Below are 18,019 nucleotides of genomic sequence, written 5' to 3' on the forward strand. Positions count from 1 at the left end.
AGATAGAAATTATGATACAGGAGATATACCCTAAGGTCTTTTATCCTGAGTTCAGGAATAAGAAGGCTACAAATAAAAAATCATTTGTTTTACATTTTGAATACAATAAAGTAATGCTTATAAAGGATGTAGTGACAGGAGAGATAAGACTTCCGAGGTTTGAGGATTTAGAAGATGACGATGAGAATATATATGAAAAGTCTTATTATGTAAACGCTGTAGACGATGAGGAATTTTATCTGGTTGATGATATACAGGTACCTGAGTTCGGCGGTTTCTATATGGAAGGAATGCAGGTATTTCGTGAATTTTCACCACAGTATCAGGCATTTGCAGCCATCAGTGCATCGCAGGTCTACAGATGGATGAAGAGCAGGAAATACTGCGGATACTGCGGAACGGTTACAGAGAAGTCAAATACCGAAAGAGCGTTGATTTGCCCGAAGTGTAAGAATATAGAATATCCTAAGATATCTCCTGCAATTATAGTGGCTATAAGGGATGGAAACAGACTGCTTCTGACAAAGAATGTAAAGGGTACATATAAGTTTTATGCGCTTGTAGCAGGCTTTGTCGAGGTGGGAGAGAGCCTTGAAGATGCTGTAAGAAGAGAGGTTATGGAAGAAGTGGGGCTTAAGGTGAAGAATATACAAAGTTATAAGTCACAGCCTTGGTCATTTTCAGATTCTCTTATGCTTGCCTTTATTGCGGACTTGGACGGCGATGATAAGATTACAATACAGGAAGAAGAACTCTCTGAGGCAAGATGGTTTGAGAGAGAGGATGTTCCCGTACTTCCTTTTCATATCAGTGTCGGACATGAACTTATACAAAAATTTAGAGACGGTGAAATATAAAAAGTCGGGGAAACCCGACTTTTTTATGGCAGTCTGTATGGATAAAACGGCAGATTCCTTATAATGCCGTATATTATTAAAATCACTATAAGTACAATCATTATATTATTTTCAATAGGACTTATCCTTCTTTGCCCTGTTTTTATATATCTTATCTGATAGAAGATATAATACAGTACAATGACCGGTGTCAGAAAGATAAGTATCTGATTATAATAAAATGCCGATTTTATGTCGCCATGTGAGAGTGCGACGCACATTCTGCTGACACCGCAGCTTGGGCAGTCAAGATGTGTAAGCGTTTTGAAAGCACATGGTATTCTTATATGAAAATTATAGAGTATATATAAAAAAATACCAAGGCAAAGAATCGCAATGGTATTTTTTATTGTTCGTATCAGTCTGTTTTTCATATATTTATGTTATAGTGTAGGCTTATCAATTATGGTATAATTCTGTTCATCGGCAATAACATTGATACTGTTTTGTAATAGTATGTATACAACCATAATCAGAAGAGGTATAAAATATCCCATTATAATAAGTGACAAATACAAACTGGAACGATTTTCAGATATTCTACCAAATTCTATTGCCTTTTGATCTAATAATGTACCTGCCTTATAAAACCAATATACAGAGTATATTCCACAGGTAACAATACTCAGAAGAATAACAACTATAGGAGACATACTGTCAGAATCTCCCGATATGGTATTGATATCGCTAATCATGCAATAAAGCCAGTAGATACCGTAAATACCACAGGTAACAAAAGTTAAAATAATACATGCCACTATATTCTTTTTTTCTAATATCATAATACTCCTTTCAAGATATGGTACAAAAAATTCATACCTATTACAATGCCGATGCAGTATAACAGAAAATACAGGTATAGTAAATAGTGTAAATATAATTGTAAAGTTTTATAAATGACAATGTAAATAATAAAAATATGAATTTGAAAATATTTTTTTGTATTCCCCCACTTTTTTTGAACTTTAACCCGAATATTATATTATCGGTGATAAACGCAGAACAAAAAAACCGATAGAAATATAATTGGATGGGCAAAGCCCGAAAGGAGAACAATATGATTAAGAGAAAACTTTTTGTAGCAGGTATGACAGCATTTGCAATTACTACAGCCACAGGAATAGCAGCATTGGCATCACAGGGAAATGTAAATAGGAATGCTTTTGGAACGGGCGCACAGAACCAGTACTTTGCAGGTCAGAACTTTTCAAATCAAACAGACGGAGTTTTTGATAAGGGAATGATGAATGATAACGGTTTTGACAGAAATGATTTTTCTACAGATTATAACTCTGAAATAGGAACAGCAAATAACGGTATAGCCGGACAGGGATTTAAGGCAGGAGATAATGAAATGTCCGGACAGAGCTTTGATACAGCAGACAACAACTCAGATGAAAAGCCTGTACTTCCGAGAAAGTCTGACGAAGAGGCAACGAAGGAAGGAAATCCTAAGCCAACCTTGCCTATGGGTGTAACAGTTGATGACGCCGATGTATTAAGTAACTAATACTTTTTCATACGTTGACGACTAAATAAATTTAAAGTAATATTTTATACAATATAAATATCATACCTGTGCAGATACTGTAACGAAATTTTGAGTATAGTATTGCACAGGATGTGATTGATATTTATACCAATCGGGAGATCTTACGTGTTTATATTTGGAACTGAACAAATTTCTGAAGATGTGTTAAGAGCACAGACAGATGAAAATTATATGAATGATTTTATCAAAAAGCACAAGAAATTTATTTTACTTAGTGCTTTTAGAGCAACAAAACGTTTTATAACAGAAAATGACGATGAATACTCTGTGGCTATGATTGCCCTTTGTGAAGCTGTGAAATCCTATGAAGAATCCAAAGGAAGCTTCAAAGGGTTTGCTTTTTTGGTGATTAAAAGAAGGTTAACAGACTATTCCATCTCACAGGCACGATTTCAAAAAGAATTGTCAGTCGAACCGGCCTCTATGGACGGAGAGATAGAAAATGAAGAAGAAGTCAGTGCACTACAAATAGAAATACGACAAAGATCTGCGGAAATCTCAAAGACTGAAGGTATAGGCGTGGAGAATCCCGGTTCAACCCCTATGCAGGATGAGATTGCGGCTGTTCAAAAATTACTCTCAGGCTACGGGTTTTCTTTTTATGACTTGACGGAGTGTTCACCGAAGGCGGAGAAAACAAAGATAGCCTGCGCAAAGGCGGTTGCAATAATTTTGAAAAATTCCTCTTTATTCAAAAAAATGCAAACCTCAAAAACGCTACCTGTTAAGGATATCTCATCAGATAAGAGTATTTCCGTAAAGATTTTGGAAAGGCATAGAAAATATATTATTGCAGCGGCAGAAATTATGAACGGAGATTATCCTCTGTTAAAAGAATATATGAATTATATCAGAAAGGCATTAGAATCAGAGCTATGAAAGCAGTAGTATTGGAAATCAAAGAAAAATGGGCCGCTGTTCTTTGTGAGGACGGGGTAATCAGAAAGGTAAAAAAGGGAAACTTTAAGGTCGGAGATTCATTTGACTTTAAAGCTGAAAATCATGGAAAAGTGGTTTCGATAGGATCATTAAGGCGAAATATGGTTGGAAGTGCGGCGGCACTTTTCCTGATTGTTGCAGGAGTAGCCGGAACGTATTCATATAATAATGTACTGGCATGCTCATATGTATCATTGGATATAAATCCGTCAATAGAGTATACATTAAACAGACAGGATAAGGTGGTAGCGGTTAAAGGGCTAAACAATGACGGACAGGAAATTGCAGATGAACTGTTATCTGTAAGAAAAACAACCTTAAAAGAGGCTCTAAAAGAGACAAAGCAGCTGCTGACACAAAAGAACTATTTTAAGAGCGGTTCAAGCGAAGATGTACTGATTGATATTTCTGCAAATAACTCAGCACGTACAGATGCATTAAAAAAAGAAGCTTTGTCGGTGTTTGGTACAGAGCTGACAAAAGGCGAATTAAATCTTGTACTTACAGAATCAGATTTAAAAGAACATAAAAGAGCAAGCAGCCTTGGAATTTCTACAGGAGAGTATAAACAGATTCAATATATTAAGAATAAATCTGAAAATGTTGGAGATAATCAATATAATGAAAATAAGGATTATGTGCTGCAGGCTTCAGATATTGCCATATATAAGGATTACACGGTGTCACAACTTTTGGAATCTTCAGGACAGGGAAAGAAAAATACTCAAAATGATACCTCCGACAGTAAAGTAGAGTCAAAATCTGTTGAGCAAAGCACCACAGCTTTGAAAGAAGAACAAAACGGTGAAAAACAGATTGAACAGCCTACAAAAAACAGCAACATTGAGGATGAAAATACCGGAGTGCAGACCGAAAAACCGAGTGATGAGAAGGAATCAAAGGCGGTAAAAGAACCTTCTAAAAACCGAGACAGTTTACAAACAGTTGAGGAAACACCAAATACGCAGATTGAGACAAATGCTGATAAGACTGTGGAAAATAATAACATAAGTGAACAAGATACAGAAAGAAACAATATAAAATCTTATGATGAATCGAGAAAAGAACAGGAAAACTTACCACAGAAAAATAATAATACTAAGGATAACGGAATGAAAAATGAAGGAGGAAATCAAGGAGACGTAAGAAATCGTTAATACAGACCCGACTTCATGTATGTTATCATTTTATATATGTATACTACAAGTAGAATGACATCAGAATTTTTCTATGTTATTCTTTTGTAAGTAATAAAAAGTAAAAGCCGCTTACTCTTTATGGGTGGCGGTTTTTAATGACAAATAACTTTTAGTATGTTATTCTATGAACAAGTGATTTGGGCATGTGCCCGGAAAGGAAAAGACATGAGAACAATGAATCGTTTTGACTATTTAAATATTGAACGCCGTGATTACGCGCTCCTTAGTATGCCGTCTAGGAAGGGCTCTGTTTTAGTGCACTCATTGGAGATAGGTCAAGTACGAGAAAATTGTTTGTATAATTATAGGCATAGGTAGACACTATGCTAATATTAGATAAATGTTTTTGAGACCGCTTACTCTAAATGGGTAGGCGGTTTTTTTGATGTAAAGGAGAAGATATGGATAGAATTGAGATAAAAGGTAGAGTAAATACAGCTATATGCTATGCAAAGGTTGTAGAGGATGAGGCAATAGAGCAGATAAGAAGAATGTGCGATTATGTAATAACAGAAGAATCAAAAATTCGTATAATGCCGGATGTTCATGCCGGAAAGGGATGCACTATAGGAACTACAATGACTATAAAGGATAAGGCGGTTCCAAATATAGTCGGAGTAGATATTGGATGCGGAATGTACACGGTAAAGCTTGGAAATGTGGAAATAGATTTTGAGAAGGTAGATGAAGCCGCTCATTATATACCGTCAGGAATGAATGTATGGGACGGCAGACAGGAGCACTTTGATTTAACAAAGTTAAACTGCTTCAGATATTTGAGGGACTCAAGAAGGCTTGAGCGTTCACTTGGCACACTTGGCGGCGGAAATCATTTCATAGAGATTGATGAGGCAAGTGACGGATGTAAATACTTAATAATACATTCAGGCTCAAGAAATCTCGGAAAGCAGGTTGCACAGTATTATCAGAGATTGGCGGCAAACTTAGATAGAGGGTATGATACTTATCTTGAAAAAAGAGATGAGATAATAAGAACTTATAAGGAGCAGGGCAGAAAAAGTGAAATACAGACCGCTCTAAAGGATCTTCATTGGCATGTATATGAGTCGGAAACAAGCATGCCTGATGATTTATGTTATGTTTCAGGAAAATATCTGGATGATTATTTAAAAGATGTGGAGATTTGTCAAAACTTTGCAAAGAGAAATCGAGAGTTGATGGCGGATATCATACTAAGAAGAACAGGAATGAAGAGTCTTGAGTCATTTCATACTATACACAACTATATTGATGTAGGTGAAATGATCTTACGAAAAGGCGCTATTGCCGCACATAGCGGTGAAAAGGTCTTGATTCCGATAAACATGAGAGACGGAAGTGTTCTGGCAGTGGGTAAGGGCAATCCTGATTGGAACTACTCCGCACCTCACGGTGCAGGAAGACTTATGTCAAGAACCGCCGCAAAAAATAATTTAAGTTTAGATGAGTATAAAGAGACGATGAAGGGAGTTTATTCCACTTCTATAAATGAAGATACATTGGATGAGGCTCCGATGGCATATAAAAGACTTGAGGATATCATAGATGTTATAAAGGATTCAGTTGATATCATGGAGGTAATGAAACCTATTTATAATTTTAAAGCTTCAAACTGAGGAATTCTCTTTTCCCAGGCTTGAGGCGGAAAGGAAAAGAGATGATTGTATTTCCTACCATTGATTTGGTAGCAACAGGAAAAAATATTATAAAACTTAGAGAAGAGTCGGGACTTAGTGTAAGAGATTTGCAAAATATCTTCGGTTTTGCAACCCCGCAGGCTATTTACAAATGGCAGCACGGAACGGCACTGCCTACAATAGATAATCTTATAGTACTGTCGGCGGTATTTAAGGTATCTATGGAGGAGATTATTATAGTAGAGACGAAAATAAGTGCTTAAATATTAAAAATAAAATAGCTAAAAAGAATAAAAAATACCTTAAATAGAATTATATTGAGATAATTTTCTAAATATGTTACTATATAATCTATATGGAGGTGGTTTTATGTGGAAGGATATTGTTAGATTGTCATCTTTAACAATAAAAAATATTAAGAATGTAAAAAACGGTACAATAATCATGCCACATGAAAACAATAGAAGTTTGGATTGTGGCGATGCGGAAATACTTGGTATCTATGGACAAAACGGTTCGGGAAAGACCGCAATTGTTGATACGTTTTCATTCCTTCAACAAATTATGATTGGCGAGGAATTAGACACTAAAATAGCTGATTATATTGATACGGATTCAGAAAGCGCCGAGGTAAATGCAGAGTTTAATATATTCAGTGAAAATACTTTATATGAAGTCGGATACAATATAATTTTTGCGAAGAGTGAAGAAGGAGTATTTATTGATAGAGAATATATAAATTGTGCAATAAATTGTGACGGAAGCAGAACAAATAAAAATATCTTTATGGACTATAAGAGAAATGAAAATGAAGCTATTTTTAAGCCGCAGAGAAGACTGGAGGAATTGATTGGAAAGAATAAGGATATAAAAACAGACCTCATTGTAGCAAAGAAAATGGCTGAAAAGAGTAATTGCTCATATATATTTGGAGAAAGCAGTAGAGATATTTTTTTAAATAATAAATCAGATAAATTCAAAAATTATAAATTTGTATTAGAGTCATTATTTAGATTTGCGGTTAGAGATTTATTTGTAATTGATAATTCACACTCAGGCATGATTTCGACTAATGTTTTGTTACCGATGTCTTTTCGTGTTGATAAAGAAAAAGTCGGAATGAAAGGAGATTTTGCAGTACCTTTGATGGAGCCTTTTGTGTTGGATGGCGAACGAAAGGAGCTTCTTGGGGAGATTGTGGATCAAATCAATACAGTCCTTTATACAATAATTCCGGGAATGATAATAGATATTAAAGACTATGGTAAGCAGGCTTTAGACTCAGGTGAAGAGGGATGGAAAGTTGAGCTTATGTCTGTAAGAGGAGATAAGAAACCTATTCCAATAAGGATGGAATCAGACGGTATTATCAAAATAATTTCAATTTTAAATGCTCTTATACAGGCATTTAGCAATTCTTCAATATGCCTTGTTATAGATGAGTTGGATGCCGGAATATTTGAGTATCTGTTAGGTGAGTTATTGGATATTTTTTCAAAGAGTGCCAAGGGTCAGTTGATTTTTACATCTCATAATCTTCGTGCTCTTGAGATGCTTGATAAAGAAAGTATTATGTTTTCGACCGTCAATCCTGATAACAGATATATTCATATGAAAAATGTTAAGGATTCAAATAACCTTAGAAGTATGTATATAAGAAGTATAACTCTTGGCGGCCAGGAAGAGTTGATTTATGAAGAAACAGACAGCTTAAAGATATCCAGAGCATTCAGAAAAGCAGGGAAACTTTTAAATGAAGAGAGAAAAAAAGGTTGTTATGGTAATAGTTGAAGGTCCCAGTGATGAAAGTGCAATGGGAGGCATTTTAAAAGAATATTTTTCATCTAAGGAAGTTCAATTTGCAGTGGTTCATGGTGATATTACATCAGACTATGATACTACAAGAGATAATGTGCTGATAAAAATAGGAGATAAAGTAGAAGAAATCAGAAGTAGGTACGGATATCGTCTAAGTGATTTTGTCAGCATAATTCATATAGCAGATACAGACGGTGTATTTACAAAAGACTGTATAAAGAAAAGTGAAGTAAAGAATATACAATATTATGAGGATCATATTGAGGCTGTAAATATTTCAGAAGTAGAAAAGAGAAATATACATAAGTCTGAAATCCTTTCAAAGTTGTATTCTACAGGAAAAGTTAAAGATATCAGTTACAGGATTTACTTCAATTCCTGTAACCTTGAGCATGTATTATATAATGAATTGAAAGACTTTACAGATGATGAGAAAGAAATACTTTCAGATGACTTTGCAGAAAAGTATGAGGGAGAAGTTGAAGCATTTATTGAATTTATCTCTGATTCCAATCTTGCGGTTATGGGTACTTATAAAAACACTTGGAAATTTATAGAAAAGGATATGAATTCACTTCATAGGCATTCTAATATGCATTTAATATTTAAATGATATTTACGTACTAAGGAGAATAATATTTCATGGAAGAGAATGTAAACTTTATTTTTTGTAGTCATCCTTTAGATAAAAAGAAAGTGGATGAGGATTATTTTGAAGAATATCAGGCTGCGGGCTTAAATCATGCGTGTGCATTATTCAGTTATGAAGATTTGGAAAGAGGAAAACTGTCACTTTGTGGTGAAGATATTAAGGGGACTACAATATACAGAGGTTGGATGATGTCACCGCATATGTATGAAAACTTTTATAATCTTCTGCTTGAAAGAGGAATACAGCTGATAAATTCTCCGAAGGAGTATGCAAAATATCATCTTTTACCGGGGTGGTATAAAGATTTTGAAGGTCTTACTCCGTTCAGTGTGTGGAACGAGTCAAAGGATATAGATGATGCCTTAAAACTTACAGAAAATCTTGAAGGAGCATTCATTGTAAAAGATTATGTAAAAAGCAGAAAGCATGAGTGGTACGATGCCTGTTTTATAAAAGATATTAAGGATAAAGAGGAGGCATCTCGAGTTATCAGAAATTTTATTACCCGTCAGGGTGAGAGCCTTGAGGGTGGAGTTGTACTTCGTAAGTTTGAAAGCCTTAAATGTATAGGAAATCACAAAGACAGCGGTATGCCGATTTCAGAAGAATACAGAATATTTATTTTCAAGGGTAAGATATTGATTGCTGATAATTATTGGAATAAGGATAAAGCAGTAAATATATCTGAAGATGAGTATACTTGGATTGAATCAGTAGCAAGTAAGATAGAGAGTGATTTTATGACCATTGATTTGGCAAGGAAAACCGACGGCAGTCTTATAATAATGGAAATGGGAGACGGACAGGTGTCGGGATTACAGCAAATCGGTGCATATGAATTTTATAGGGGGTTTCAGGTAATACAGGAGAGTGATAAACTATAAAATATTTTGATATATAATACTATAAAATATTTTGATATATAATATCTTGCTTTGTAAGAGCACATATGCTACAATATTGTGGTTGTGAATAAGGCGATGGTCCTCTGGAAGAAATTTTAAGAACATCAAAATAATAGGAGGTTTCACATGAACGATTTAATAAGAAGTATTGAGGCAGAACAGCTTAAGGCAAATGTTGATGACTTTAATGTAGGTGATACAGTAAGAGTACACAACAAGATCCGCGAGGGTAACAGAGAGAGAATCCAGATATTTGAGGGAACAGTTCTCAAGAGACAAAACGGCGGTGCAAGAGAGACTTTCACAGTAAGAAAGAACTCAAACGGTATCGGTGTTGAGAAGACATGGCCATTACATTCTCCATCTGTTGACAGAGTAGAAGTTGTAAGAAAAGGTAAAGTTAGAAGAGCTAAATTATATTATCTTCGTGACAGAGTCGGTAAGGCTGCTAAGGTTAAAGAAGCAGGCGCAAGATAATCTGAACTTAATATTTTTAACGGCTGCTACATATGTAGCAGCCGTTTTTTACATAAATCTGAATAAACCGATAACTTTTCCAAGGATAGTGACCTCCTTTACCAAAATAGGTTCCATAAAATCATTCTCAGGTTGTAATCTGTAGTAATTGCTTTCTTTAAAAAATCTCTTTACAGTGGCTGAATCATCAATAAGAGCAACTATGATATCACCGTTTTTAGCAGTGTTTTGCTTAGCCACTATTATCTGGTCTCCGTCATAGATACCGACATTTATCATAGATTCTCCCTTGACCTTCAACATGAAAATGTCAGTGTTTGGCAGAAATTCTGTGGGAATAGGGAAGTAGTCTGAAATATTCTCTGTAGCAAGCAGTGGCATACCTGCAGCTACCGTGCCCACCATAGGAACATTGACCACCTCTCTGCGTGTGAGGTTGAAGTCATCGTCGGTTATCTCTATGGTTCTGGGTTTTGACGGGTCCTTTCTGATATAACCCTTTTTCTCAAGGGTATTGAGCTGAGCATGTACTGAAGATGTGGACTTAAGTCCTACAAGTTCACCGATTTCACGAACAGACGGCGGATAGCCCTTTTTCAGGATGGAATCCTTGATAATATTATAAATTTCTTCCTGTTTTTGTGTTAATGGCTCCATAAAATCTCCTTTATATGGGTATAGTTATACATCTATCCTAACATATGTTCGATTAAAATGCAAACAAAAGTTCGAAAATGCTGATTTGCCAAATAAAAAAAGCCTTGAAAACTCAAGACTTTTAAGTGGAGATGACGGGAGTTGAACCCGTGTCCAAAAAACAATTCCCTGTTCTTCTACTATTATAGTTGCTTGTCGAAATTCCCCCTAAAAACAGTCAAACAACAAACTGTAGAAAAGAGTAGCTTCATAATACATCTATATACTCAAAGCTTTGTATATAAGGTTTCTCACATAAGTCGATACAGATTCTATAAGTGTGAGTGCTTATAGGTCTGCAGCTGCCTTAGGCAGCGTATGCTAAATTTTCTTCAGCGTTTATATTTAATTTTGCCATTTAACGCATTGCATACGAATAGCTTCACCAGCTGCATGTTCCCTGTCGAAACCGGTACATCCCCAAAGTGAAAGTAGACACCTCGCCTACCGATATATTTTAACATATATCAGGATAAATTCCACTTAAAAATTTCTTACATATAGTGTTTTTGATAACAGGTTATAAAATATACATATAACACTAATCTTTACTTTTATCATAAATTATTTTACTATAAAGGGCATGATACTTTCCGAATAGGGTAGGAGTGCTCACCTTTATAAACTTAAGTATCAGGCATAAAGTGTTATAGAAAGAAGAGATATGTTCAATATAGATGTAAAACTTACAAAGGAGGACGAGTCTGAGGTACTTAGGTATCTTCAGCACAACGGTAAAGATATAGATGAAAATCTGCACGCACAGGTACTTGAGTGTATGGAGAAAATAAATGCCGTTGCAAAGCCGAACTTTGTATTCAGAGAATGGGATTTGGAAGAAAATGGAAAGTTTCCGAAAGAGCTGGATTTTTTTGTCGGAAACAGTATAAAAAAACATATAAAAGATTGTCATAAGCTGATTTTGATGGCGGCAACTATCGGAATAGGGGTTGACAATGCCATAAGAAAAGAAGAGCTTAAGAATGTGGCCAATGCACTGATTATGGATTCATGCGGCTCAACACTTATAGAGGCTGTATGTGACAGTATAGAAGCAAGCTTCAGAGAGCAATATCTGAAAGAAAACAATTATTTGACATTCAGATTTTCACCGGGTTATGGTGATCTGCCTATTACAATACAGAAACAGTTTGTGGATGTTGTCAACGCTACCAGAAGAATAGGAGTAAATGTCAGTGACAGCGGAATAATGTTACCGAGAAAGTCGGTTACAGCCATAATCGGAGTCAGTGACCAAAAACTGGAGACACTTAAAAAGACCTGTGCAGGATGCAATCTTTTAAAATCATGCAGGTATAGAAAGATAGGAGTTAGATGTTATGCATAATTTATTGATACTTGATGGGGCAATGGGTACGATGCTTCAGGCTGCCGGTATGAAGGCGGGAGAACATCCTGAGGTTTTCGGATTTGATAATCCCGATATAGTTAAAAATATACATTTAAAATATATAGAAGCAGGAAGTAATATAATCTATGCCAATACCTTCGGAGCAAATGCGCATAAGCTTGAAGGTTGTAAGATAGATGTGGATACAGCTATAAAGAATGCAATTCAGTCTGCAAAGGAAGCGGTTGCAGAAAGTAAAAGAGATGTAAAAGTGGCACTTGATATAGGTCCTATAGGAGAACTTTTGGAGCCGCTTGGAGTACTTAGATTTGAAGATGCCTACGATATATATAAGGAGATGGTGGTTGCAGGTGAAAAGTACGGCGCCGATATTATTGTATATGAGACCTTTACAGATCTCTATGATGTAAGGGCAGGTGTGCTTGCAGCAAAGGAAAATACCAAACTTCCTGTTTGGGTAACTATGACATATGAGACCACAGGAAGGACATTTACCGGAACAAAGATAGAGTCAATGGCGGTGACACTTGAGGGACTTGGAGTGGATGCGATAGGATTTAACTGTTCACTTGGGCCTAAGGAGATATTGCCACTTGCAAGAAAGCTTAAGGAATGGACGACATTGCCTATTATAATAAAGCCTAATGCCGGACTTCCGAATCCTTCTACAGGAGAATATGACCTTCATGCAGCCGATTTTGCAAAGCTTATGGCGGAGTATAAAAGTTTTGGTATATCATATGCAGGAGGATGCTGCGGTACGGCGCCTGATTTTATAAAGGAGCTTAAGTCAGAGCTTGATGCTACAGAGGCCAAAGAGGGTAAAAGCGTTAAGGTAAAGACAGGTATATGCTCGGCAAATGAGATGGTGGAGCTGAACGGGGTAAGAGTTGTAGGAGAAAGATTAAATCCTACAGGTAAAAAAAGATTTCAGGAAGCGCTTTTAAACCATGAGATGGAGTATATCTGTAAGGTGGCCATAGAGGAAGAGGAATCAGGTGCCGATATACTTGATATAAATGTGGGTGTACCGGGCGGTGATGAAGTGGCACTTATGAGAGAGGCTGTAAAAGCGGTACAGTCGGTTGTCAATATTCCGCTGCAGATAGACTCATCAAATCCTGAGGCAATTGAAGCAGGACTTCGTGTATATAACGGTAGAGCAATAGTAAACTCGGTAAATGCCGAGGATGACAGACTTGACCTCATATTGCCTATTGTAAAGAAATACGGTGCGGCGGTGATAGGCTTGGCGTTGAATGAGAACGGACTTCCTACTACCGCACAGGAAAGAGTCGACAATGCAAAGCATATCTTAGACAGGGCGCTTGAATACGGTCTGAAAAAAGAAGATGTAATTATTGACTGTCTTACACTTACAGTTTCGGCACAGCAGGATCAGGCAAGAGAGACTCTTGAGGCGGTAAGAATGGTGACAAATGACCTCGGACTGCACACGACTCTCGGAGTCAGCAATATATCCTTCGGTTTGCCTGCAAGAAGCCATATTACGGAAAATTTCCTTATACAGGCAATGTATGCAGGTCTTGATTTGCCTATAGTGAACCCGAATATTGAAGGCATTATGAATGCAATATACTCATATAAGGTGCTTTCAGGAGAGGATAAGGACTCGGTAAAGTATATTGAAAGATTTGCTACCGTAAAAACCGAGACAAAGGTGGTAACAGTCTCAAATAACGGAGAAGTTACAAAAGAGATGGTGGAAGATGCCATATTGAAGGGACTTAAGGAAGAGACTTACAATAACGCAAAGAAGCTTTTGGAAGACCACGGAGAGCTTGAAATAATAAACGAATACCTGATACCGGCACTTGATACTGTAGGAGATTTATATGAAAAGCAGGTAATATTCCTGCCACAGCTTATCAATGCAGCCAATGCGGCAAGCTCGGCATTTGAGCTTATTAAAGAAAGAATAGCAAACAAGGGCGAGCACAATGTCAGCAAGGGTAAGATTGTGGTATGTACAGTGAAGGGTGATATCCACGATATCGGAAAGAATATAGTAAAGGTAATTTTGGAAAACTACGGCTACAGAATGATTGACCTCGGAAGAGATGTTGATATCAAAAATGTGGTGGATACCGTAGTCAGAGAAAATGTAAAGCTTGTAGGACTTTCAGCACTTATGACTACCACATTGCCTGCAATGAAAAAGACTATTGAAGAAATCAGAAAGGTGTCTGATGACTGTAAAGTTTGGGTAGGCGGTGCGGTGCTTACAAAAGAATATGCGGATGAGATGGGAGCGGATTTCTATGCACCTGATGCCAGAAGTTCGGTTGACATAGCAAAGACAGTTTTAGGATGATAAATTATGGAAAATATTAGAGACTATTTAAATAACAATGTTTTGCTCTTTGACGGAGCAATGGGAACATACTATGATGAGCTTACAGATGACGGCATAGGCTGTGAACTTGCTAATATCAAAAATCCTGAACTTATAAAGGGTATTCATAATGAGTATATCGAAGCCGGGGCAAAGGCGATACTTACAAATACTTTTTCTGTAGGCATTGATGTGTTCAACGGAGACAGAAATTTACAAAAAGATGTGGTTGTTGCAGGAATTGATATTGCAAATGAGGCCGCAAAGGACAGAGCATATGTCTTTGCGGATATAGGACCGATACATACAGGCAGTAATGAACTTGCATTTGAAGAGTACAAGGTTTTGATAGATATTTTCTTGGAAAAGGGAGTAAAGAATTTTCTGTTTGAGACAAGAAGCAGCACAAGCGGAATGGTGTTAAGTGCCGAGTATATCAAAGAAAAATGCAGTGACGCCTTTATAACAGCCTCATTTGCAGTGATGCCTGACGGATATTCAAGTGAAGGATATCAATATAAGGCATTGTTTACAGAGATTACAAACTCAGGTGTTTTTGATGCGGTGGGACTTAATTGTGTATCGGGAGCCAATCATATGGCAAAGCTTTTAAAGGATGTGGATACAAAGGGCCTTTATCTTTTTGCAAAGCCGAATGCGGGATACCCTGTAGTCAGAGATGACAGAGTTTACTACAGTTCACTTGCCAATTACTTTGCAAATCAGATAGAGGACATTCTTGAGATGGGTGTAAATATTGTAGGTGGATGTTGCGGAACCACACCTAAGCATATAGAGCTGTTAAAAAAGAGCATGAGCGGAAAACTGATAAAGCCGAGAAGAGCGGTAAAGTCCGAGAAAAACACGGCACAGAATATAAGAGTCAACAGATTCAAAGAAAAGCTTGATCTCGGTCAAAAACCTATAGCGGTGGAACTTGACTCACCTATAGATACAAATATTACAAAGTTTATAGACAATGCAAAAAAGATAAAGGCGGCAGGTGCGGATATTATTACTATTGCAGATAATCCTATAGCCAGAGCCAGAATGGACAGCTGCCTGCTTGCCTGCAAAGTGAGAAATGAGCTTGACTTTGATGTACTTCCGCATATGACTTGCAGAGACAGGAATGTAAACGCTTCAAGAGGACTGCTTCTGGGCGCCAATGCAATGGGTGTTGACAATGTCCTTGTAATCACGGGAGACCCGATACCTAACGCTCAAAGAGATGAGATAAGATCGGTATTTGAGTTCAATTCGGTGAAGTTTGCAAACTTTATCAATTCTTTGAATAATGATGTATTTGAAAGCCCTATGAATATCTGCGGTGCGTTGAATGTAAACTCAAGGAATTTCAGTGCGGAGCTAAAGAAAGCTGTCAGAAAACAGGAAAACGGTGTAAAGGTACTCTTTACTCAGCCGGTTTTGACAAAAAGGGCTATAGAGAATTTAAAGATTGCAAGGGAAAACTTGGATATTAAGATAATGGGCGGAATCATTCCGATTGTAAGTGAGAGAAACGCCAGATATATGCAAAGTGAAGTAAACGGCATATATATTACCGATGATATCGTAGAAAAGTATATCGGTAAGGAAAGAGAAGAGGCGGAAGAGATTGCGCTTTCAATGTCCAAAGAGATAGCAAATGAAATCTATGATCTGGTGGACGGATATTATCTTATTACTGTTTTAAACAGAGTAAACTTAATGGAAAGACTTATAAAGACTGTAAAGAAAGTGTGCGATAATAGATAAGTGGTAGTATAGCTTTGTACTAATAATATGAGTTTGAAGAGGTAAGCATATGGCGTATACAAAAGAAGATTTTGACAATTGGATATTTTTTATATCGGATAAGATGGATTACTTTACAAATGAGTTTGCAAATGAAAACAATCTATGTTTAGATTATTCTATAGATAGTCTAAATGCTTTGGAAGATTGGTTGCTTAAAAAGTATGAAAAGATAAGTGAGATTATAGAAGATAAGACATTATATAATAATACTTATAATATACTTGATTTATGCGGAGTTTATGTTGGTGAGGTGTTTAGAAAACATATAGGCGGAAATTGGTATATGATTATGGATAATCCTAAAAATGTATATTATAAGCTACCGGTACTTACAGATCCGTCTTATATTGGAGAGACATATAAATGCCCAATTACTATGGTTACAGCCTGTTTGGACAGAAGAAGAGGAGATTATATTAGCTGGATTTTAAACAATAATATAGAAAACATGAAAAGATAAACTAAATAAAATATCCAACATAGGGTGCTGTTGGATATTTTTTATTTTCTAAGCTGATTTATACATTTTTTTAGTACTTCAAATGTAGTATTCACCTCATCTTTGGTTGTGTACTTACTTAATGTAAGTCTAAGTGATGATGAGGCTCTTTTTTTATCATTTGAAATAGCCATTATTACATGTGAAGGGTCTATGCTACCGGTGGTACAGGCAGAACCAAGTGAGGCACAGACCCCATTTTGATTTAACAGGATTAAAAGTAATTCACCGTTGATATTTTCAAAATATATATTTATATTGTTGTTAAGCCTGTTGTGCATACACCCATTTAGATGTGAACCTTCTATATTTTTAAGTATCAGCGATAGTAGTTCATCTCTTAGCGTCTGCATCTGTATATTGTCTTCTTTTAGATGTTCATAGCAGTTTTTCATAGCATTTGCCATTGCCACTATTCCAAAGGTGTTTTCTGTACCCGCTCTGCGATTTCTTTCCTGACTGCCTCCATGTATCAAAGATGTAAGCTTGATACCGCTTCTTATATATAAAAATCCGACACCCTTTGGAGAGTGGAATTTATGTCCGCTTGCACTGAGTAAATCTATATTCAGCTCATTTACATCAATAGGAAGGTGGCCTACAGCCTGTACCGCATCGGTGTGGAATAAGATATTGTGCTCATGGGCAAGCTTTCCAATCTCTTTAATCGGCTCTATAGTGCCTATTTCATTGTTTGCAAACATTATGCTTATAAGGACTGTATCCTCTCGGATAGCAGACTTAAGCTCATTTATATCAATAATCCCTTTTTCATCAGTACTTAGATAAGTGACTTCATATCCTTTTTTTTCAAGGTAAGAGAGTGTATGCAGTACAGAGTGATGCTCAATCTTTGAACTGATGATATGCTTTCCCCTATTTTCCGTAAGTTCACAAGCCTTTAGAATTGCCCAGTTATTTGATTCACTGCCGCCTGAAGTAAAATAGATTTCATTATATCTTGCACCGAGGATATCGGCAATCATCTCTCTGGCATCTTCCATATCAGCCTTTACATCATTTGCCATAGAATAGCTTGATGAAGGATTTGCATAGTTTTCAAATAAATATTTTTTTGCTATATCAAAAGCCTCCTTATCTACCACAGTGGTAGAGGCGTTGTCCATATATATCATAGTACTCCTGTTCTTTAATTATAAATAGTATTAACAATAAAATAGTAAATGATTGAATTTGAATTGACAAGTATAATATTAGTAT

18 protein-coding genes and 1 other RNA gene are annotated in these 18,019 nt (G+C 36.4%); 14 read left to right on the forward strand and 5 right to left on the reverse strand.

Translation table 11 applies throughout. The features are described 5' to 3' along the window. Positions 1 to 11 precede the first annotated feature (11 nt). Complete coding sequence (nudC, locus tag EHW90_RS03770; protein ID WP_124951341.1) at positions 12 to 857, forward strand: NAD(+) diphosphatase; 846 nt, start codon at positions 12 to 14, stop codon at positions 855 to 857. 23 nt (positions 858 to 880) lie between these two features. Here nudC and EHW90_RS03775 read toward each other — a convergent pair whose 3' ends face one another. Next, a complete protein-coding gene (locus EHW90_RS03775; RefSeq protein ID WP_124951343.1) occupies positions 881 to 1,270 on the reverse strand; it encodes a DUF2752 domain-containing protein in 390 nt (129 codons plus the stop codon). A gap of 9 nt (positions 1,271 to 1,279) precedes the next feature. Next, complete coding sequence (locus tag EHW90_RS03780; protein WP_124951345.1) at positions 1,280 to 1,678, reverse strand: DUF4234 domain-containing protein; 399 nt, start codon at positions 1,676 to 1,678, stop codon at positions 1,280 to 1,282. Between the two features lie 275 nt (positions 1,679 to 1,953). On the opposite strand from EHW90_RS03780, the gene EHW90_RS03785 reads away from it, so the two are divergent. The 9 genes from EHW90_RS03785 (at position 1,954) to rplS (ending at position 10,075) form a co-directional block, all read left to right on the forward strand. Then, the gene (locus EHW90_RS03785; RefSeq protein ID WP_124951347.1) at positions 1,954 to 2,406 is read left to right on the forward strand and encodes a hypothetical protein; all 453 of its coding nucleotides are present in this window, start codon (positions 1,954 to 1,956) and stop codon (positions 2,404 to 2,406) included. Positions 2,407 to 2,553: 147 nt separating this feature from the next. Continuing rightward, complete coding sequence (locus tag EHW90_RS03790; RefSeq protein ID WP_243113905.1) at positions 2,554 to 3,327, forward strand: sigma factor; 774 nt, start codon at positions 2,554 to 2,556, stop codon at positions 3,325 to 3,327. Further along, positions 3,324 to 4,544: an anti-sigma-I factor RsgI family protein gene (locus EHW90_RS03795; RefSeq protein ID WP_124951349.1), complete on the forward strand. Its 1,221-nt coding sequence runs from the start codon at positions 3,324 to 3,326 to the stop codon at positions 4,542 to 4,544. Before EHW90_RS03790 ends, EHW90_RS03795 begins: the two co-directional genes overlap by 4 nt. Positions 4,545 to 4,987: 443 nt before the next feature. Then, positions 4,988 to 6,202: an RtcB family protein gene (locus EHW90_RS03800; protein ID WP_124951351.1), complete on the forward strand. Its 1,215-nt coding sequence runs from the start codon at positions 4,988 to 4,990 to the stop codon at positions 6,200 to 6,202. Positions 6,203 to 6,243: 41 nt separating this feature from the next. Next, entirely contained in the window at positions 6,244 to 6,486 is a 243-nt protein-coding gene (locus tag EHW90_RS03805) for a helix-turn-helix domain-containing protein (RefSeq protein WP_124951353.1), read from the forward strand. 106 nt (positions 6,487 to 6,592) lie between these two features. Beyond that, a complete protein-coding gene (locus EHW90_RS03810; protein WP_124951355.1) occupies positions 6,593 to 8,014 on the forward strand; it encodes an AAA family ATPase in 1,422 nt (473 codons plus the stop codon). After that, a complete protein-coding gene (locus EHW90_RS03815; protein ID WP_124951357.1) occupies positions 7,977 to 8,654 on the forward strand; it encodes a hypothetical protein in 678 nt (225 codons plus the stop codon). Before EHW90_RS03810 ends, EHW90_RS03815 begins: the two co-directional genes overlap by 38 nt. Before the next feature lie 29 nt (positions 8,655 to 8,683). Further along, positions 8,684 to 9,577: an ATP-grasp domain-containing protein gene (locus EHW90_RS03820; protein ID WP_124951359.1), complete on the forward strand. Its 894-nt coding sequence runs from the start codon at positions 8,684 to 8,686 to the stop codon at positions 9,575 to 9,577. Between the two features lie 147 nt (positions 9,578 to 9,724). Then, positions 9,725 to 10,075 carry a 50S ribosomal protein L19 gene (rplS, locus tag EHW90_RS03825; protein WP_009445735.1) on the forward strand — a complete coding sequence of 117 codons (351 nt, stop codon included), beginning with the start codon at positions 9,725 to 9,727 and terminating at the stop codon, positions 10,073 to 10,075. A gap of 48 nt (positions 10,076 to 10,123) precedes the next feature. Here rplS and lexA read toward each other — a convergent pair whose 3' ends face one another. Continuing rightward, a complete protein-coding gene (gene lexA, locus EHW90_RS03830; protein ID WP_060930539.1) occupies positions 10,124 to 10,732 on the reverse strand; it encodes a transcriptional repressor LexA in 609 nt (202 codons plus the stop codon). 123 nt (positions 10,733 to 10,855) lie between these two features. Then, positions 10,856 to 11,193, reverse strand: a transfer-messenger RNA (tmRNA) gene (gene ssrA, locus EHW90_RS03835). Positions 11,194 to 11,435: 242 nt separating this feature from the next. Between ssrA and EHW90_RS03840 the strand changes: the two genes are divergently transcribed. From EHW90_RS03840 to EHW90_RS03855, 4 genes are read left to right on the forward strand one after another with little or no spacing between them, the layout of a single operon-like run. Continuing rightward, entirely contained in the window at positions 11,436 to 12,119 is a 684-nt protein-coding gene (locus tag EHW90_RS03840; RefSeq protein WP_124951361.1) for a vitamin B12 dependent-methionine synthase activation domain-containing protein, read from the forward strand. After that, positions 12,112 to 14,478, forward strand: coding sequence for a homocysteine S-methyltransferase family protein (locus tag EHW90_RS03845; protein ID WP_124951363.1), 2,367 nt, complete (start codon positions 12,112 to 12,114; stop codon positions 14,476 to 14,478). Before EHW90_RS03840 ends, EHW90_RS03845 begins: the two co-directional genes overlap by 8 nt. 6 nt (positions 14,479 to 14,484) lie before the next feature. Beyond that, positions 14,485 to 16,257 (forward strand): bifunctional homocysteine S-methyltransferase/methylenetetrahydrofolate reductase, encoded by a 1,773-nt coding sequence (locus EHW90_RS03850; RefSeq protein WP_124951365.1) that lies wholly within the window; start codon positions 14,485 to 14,487, stop codon positions 16,255 to 16,257. 49 nt (positions 16,258 to 16,306) lie between these two features. Then, positions 16,307 to 16,759 (forward strand): hypothetical protein, encoded by a 453-nt coding sequence (locus tag EHW90_RS03855; protein ID WP_124951367.1) that lies wholly within the window; start codon positions 16,307 to 16,309, stop codon positions 16,757 to 16,759. 41 nt (positions 16,760 to 16,800) lie between these two features. On the opposite strand, the gene EHW90_RS03860 is transcribed toward EHW90_RS03855, so the two are convergent. Then, a complete protein-coding gene (locus EHW90_RS03860; RefSeq protein WP_124951369.1) occupies positions 16,801 to 17,934 on the reverse strand; it encodes a cysteine desulfurase family protein in 1,134 nt (377 codons plus the stop codon). Positions 17,935 to 18,019 lie beyond the last annotated feature (85 nt).

This window comes from Lachnoanaerobaculum orale (genome assembly GCF_003862485.1).
Lineage (GTDB): Bacteria > Bacillota > Clostridia > Lachnospirales > Lachnospiraceae > Lachnoanaerobaculum > Lachnoanaerobaculum orale.

What these genes read in the sequence shown, in the direction of transcription:
- nudC (WP_124951341.1), top strand. Translation starts at nt 12, where the DNA reads ATGATACAGGAGATATACCCTAAGGTCTTTTATCCTGAGTTCAGGAAT.
- EHW90_RS03775 (WP_124951343.1), bottom strand. Translation starts at nt 1,270, where the DNA reads ATGAAAAACAGACTGATACGAACAATAAAAAATACCATTGCGATTCTT.
- EHW90_RS03780 (WP_124951345.1), bottom strand. Translation starts at nt 1,678, where the DNA reads ATGATATTAGAAAAAAAGAATATAGTGGCATGTATTATTTTAACTTTT.
- EHW90_RS03785 (WP_124951347.1), top strand. Translation starts at nt 1,954, where the DNA reads ATGATTAAGAGAAAACTTTTTGTAGCAGGTATGACAGCATTTGCAATT.
- EHW90_RS03795 (WP_124951349.1), top strand. Translation starts at nt 3,324, where the DNA reads ATGAAAGCAGTAGTATTGGAAATCAAAGAAAAATGGGCCGCTGTTCTT.
- EHW90_RS03800 (WP_124951351.1), top strand. Translation starts at nt 4,988, where the DNA reads ATGGATAGAATTGAGATAAAAGGTAGAGTAAATACAGCTATATGCTAT.
- EHW90_RS03805 (WP_124951353.1), top strand. Translation starts at nt 6,244, where the DNA reads ATGATTGTATTTCCTACCATTGATTTGGTAGCAACAGGAAAAAATATT.
- EHW90_RS03810 (WP_124951355.1), top strand. Translation starts at nt 6,593, where the DNA reads ATGTGGAAGGATATTGTTAGATTGTCATCTTTAACAATAAAAAATATT.
- EHW90_RS03815 (WP_124951357.1), top strand. Translation starts at nt 7,977, where the DNA reads ATGAAGAGAGAAAAAAAGGTTGTTATGGTAATAGTTGAAGGTCCCAGT.
- EHW90_RS03820 (WP_124951359.1), top strand. Translation starts at nt 8,684, where the DNA reads ATGGAAGAGAATGTAAACTTTATTTTTTGTAGTCATCCTTTAGATAAA.
- rplS (WP_009445735.1), top strand. Translation starts at nt 9,725, where the DNA reads ATGAACGATTTAATAAGAAGTATTGAGGCAGAACAGCTTAAGGCAAAT.
- lexA (WP_060930539.1), bottom strand. Translation starts at nt 10,732, where the DNA reads ATGGAGCCATTAACACAAAAACAGGAAGAAATTTATAATATTATCAAG.
- EHW90_RS03840 (WP_124951361.1), top strand. Translation starts at nt 11,436, where the DNA reads ATGTTCAATATAGATGTAAAACTTACAAAGGAGGACGAGTCTGAGGTA.
- EHW90_RS03845 (WP_124951363.1), top strand. Translation starts at nt 12,112, where the DNA reads ATGCATAATTTATTGATACTTGATGGGGCAATGGGTACGATGCTTCAG.
- EHW90_RS03850 (WP_124951365.1), top strand. Translation starts at nt 14,485, where the DNA reads ATGGAAAATATTAGAGACTATTTAAATAACAATGTTTTGCTCTTTGAC.
- EHW90_RS03855 (WP_124951367.1), top strand. Translation starts at nt 16,307, where the DNA reads ATGGCGTATACAAAAGAAGATTTTGACAATTGGATATTTTTTATATCG.
- EHW90_RS03860 (WP_124951369.1), bottom strand. Translation starts at nt 17,934, where the DNA reads ATGATATATATGGACAACGCCTCTACCACTGTGGTAGATAAGGAGGCT.